The 2,448-nt window shown below is 70.3% G+C and carries 3 protein-coding genes; 1 reads left to right on the top strand and 2 read right to left on the bottom strand.

The genetic code is table 11. From position 1 onward, the window contains the following. Both VGW35_23020 and VGW35_23015 read right to left on the bottom strand, forming a co-directional pair. A partial coding sequence (locus tag VGW35_23020; protein HEV8310544.1) for a hypothetical protein occupies window positions 1–269 on the bottom strand: 269 nt, incomplete at its 3' end. A 10-nt stretch (window positions 270–279) separates the two neighbouring features. Further along, window positions 280–1,452: a hypothetical protein gene (locus VGW35_23015; protein ID HEV8310543.1), complete on the bottom strand. Its 1,173-nt coding sequence runs from the start codon at window positions 1,450–1,452 to the stop codon at window positions 280–282. A 399-nt stretch (window positions 1,453–1,851) separates the two neighbouring features. On the opposite strand from VGW35_23015, the gene VGW35_23010 reads away from it, so the two are divergent. After that, window positions 1,852–2,334, top strand: a complete 483-nt coding sequence (locus VGW35_23010; protein ID HEV8310542.1) for a PH domain-containing protein — start codon at window positions 1,852–1,854, stop codon at window positions 2,332–2,334. Window positions 2,335–2,448 lie beyond the last annotated feature (114 nt).

Genomic DNA, 2,448 nt, shown 5'->3' with positions numbered 1-2,448 from the left:
CCCCACGGGGGGAAGTAGTATTCCCCCTTGGCATCCGTCACGGCTTCCATGATGTGCAGGCGCGTGACCGTCCGGCTGTCGAAGAGCCCGGTCTGGAGGATCCACTGGGCGACGACGTAGACGCCCTCGAGGGGCTGCTTGGTCTCGGCGTCGACCACCCAGCCGCGGATCTCCGCCGCGGAATAGGTGTCGGGCGGTCCCGCCGACGTCGCCGAGGGCGCGAAGACGAGCAGCGCGACCAGGCTGGTGAGCAGCAGCCGTACGCTCATCGGGATCCCCTCACATGCTGGCGATCCGCCAGACGCCGTCGGTATCGCGGACGAAGGCGACCACGAACGCCTCGGTCTGGCCGTCGCGGATGCGGGTGACGCCGGCCGACGCGTACCCAGACCGGAGGACGGGCGTCCCGAGGTCCTGGAGGCTGGCGGCGACCGCCGGCAGATCCGCCCGGAGATCCTCGAAGACCCGGCGGTAGCGATCGCGGGCCTCGTCCGCGACGAACCACAGAGCCCCGTCGAGGTCGCCCCGGGCCAGCGCCGCGCGGAAGTCCGTCCAGAGCGCGGGGAGATCGGGCCGGGGGATCACGCTGATCGGAATCCGGAACGTGGCCGATTGTCCCGCCGGGTCGCCCACCTGCACGGTCGCCATGTACAGCCGTTCGACGCGGTACTCGAACGTCACGTTTCGCGAGTTGACGAAGCTCGCGAGGGTGAAGTCGGGCACGCCGTCGCCGTCCGCATCGAGATCGAGCCGAGAGAGGTCGGAGGGATCGACGCCGCGAATGTCGAACGTGACCGCGAGCGGGGCGAAGCCAGTCTTGGGGGAGACCTCCGGCCACTCCATCCGGAGGGCGTCGGGATCGGGCTCGGCTCGCACCGTCACGGCATCCTCGGCGGTGCGCCCGGCGGCGTTGGAGGCGCGGGCCACGATACGCACCTCTCCGGTGGTGAGCGGGGCACGCGCGGCGAAGCGGTGTCCATCGAACTGCGCCGGGACCACGAACTCGATCGCGTGCCCCTGAATGGGGAGGAAGGCCGACAGGCGCACCCCGGCGGGTCCCCGCGACTCGAGCTCGCCCTCGACCAGCGCATGGTGATCCGCGATCCTGCTGCCGGCCAGCGGCGAGGTGATCCGCACGCGGAGGCAGGTCATGAAGCCGTCGACGGTGACGCGGACGCGGCCGCCGGGAGCGCCGGCCAGGCGCACCTCGAGCGTGTTCGCGGCCTGGAGCGGTACCGGCCGGGCGATCCGGACGACCTGCTGATTGAAGTCGCGCTCCTCGATCACTCGCGCTCCGTTCAGGGAGACCACCCCGCTCGACACCCGCCGGCCGCCCTCCACGCCGTTGTCGAGGACCAGCCGGAAGCGCCCGGTCGGGTCGCAGGGCTCGAATCGGGCCCGGTACACGTTGGGCTCCCCGGCGGTCCGCTCGAGGACGGCTGAACGGTACACGATCTCGGGATCCTCCGGGCCGGCCGATCCGGGGCCGGCGCTGGCTCCCAGCATACCGAGGCAGACCGCCGGCGCCATAGCCCTCGAGGCGGACGTGATAAACCCGCGCCGCATGGTGAGCCCTCCCCCCTGAATCGAAACGGATACAGCCGAGAGCGGCCGTGCGTGCGTGAGGCGAGAGCAAGAAGCGAGCCACCGGGGGCCTCGGGATGGCTGCGGCGCGCGAATCGCCCGATGGCGCCGGCGGTTGCGTCCCCGCGGCCTCGGAGGCTCGGCGGCCAGGGGGTGCACACTGGGCAGTGCAGGGGTGCACTGTTTAGTGTGCACCCCTTTGGGCTATGCTGGGGCGGCCGCCCGTGGGGCGGGCTCCGAAGGGCGGAAGGGAGGAAGGGGGGAAGCGTGGGCTACGTCGAGCGGCATCTCCTGCCGAACGAGCGGGTCGTCTACAAGACGCGGCTTCACTGGATCATGTTCCTCCGGTCATGGCTCGTCATGCTCGTCGGCGTGGTACTGGCGGGGGCGCTGTGGCCGATCTCGGATCCGCCGTGGCTGTGGTACGTCGGGCTGGTCGTGGTGGCGATCGGCGCGTTCTGGGCCCTGGTCCATTTCGTCGAGCTGATGACCTCCGAGTTCGCGGTGACCACCACGCGCCTGATCTTCAAGGTGGGCCTCATCGCGCGCTACACGACGGAGCTCCTGCTCTCCAAGGTCGAGTCGATCGGGGTGAACCAGGGACTCATGGCTCGCCTCCTGAACTACGGCGACCTCACCGTGACGGGCACCGGAGGCGCCCGGGAAGTCTTCCGGCGCGTGCGGGACCCGATCGGGTTCCGGAACCACGTGCAGCAGGCGTCGGTCACGAGCGGCCCCAGCGGTGGGTGAGTCGAATCCCGGCGACGAGCGCGAGGCGGCCGGCTTCTTCCTCAACGACCCGCTGCCAAGCTGGATGATCCCTTCCCGGATCTGAAATACTTCCGCGAGAACCACCCGGTCTTC

This window comes from Candidatus Methylomirabilota bacterium, assembly GCA_036005065.1.
GTDB lineage: Bacteria > Methylomirabilota > Methylomirabilia > Rokubacteriales > DASRDR01 > DASYQW01.
Note: the sequence above shows the minus strand (reverse complement) of the source record. Positions and strands in the feature narration are given on the sequence as shown.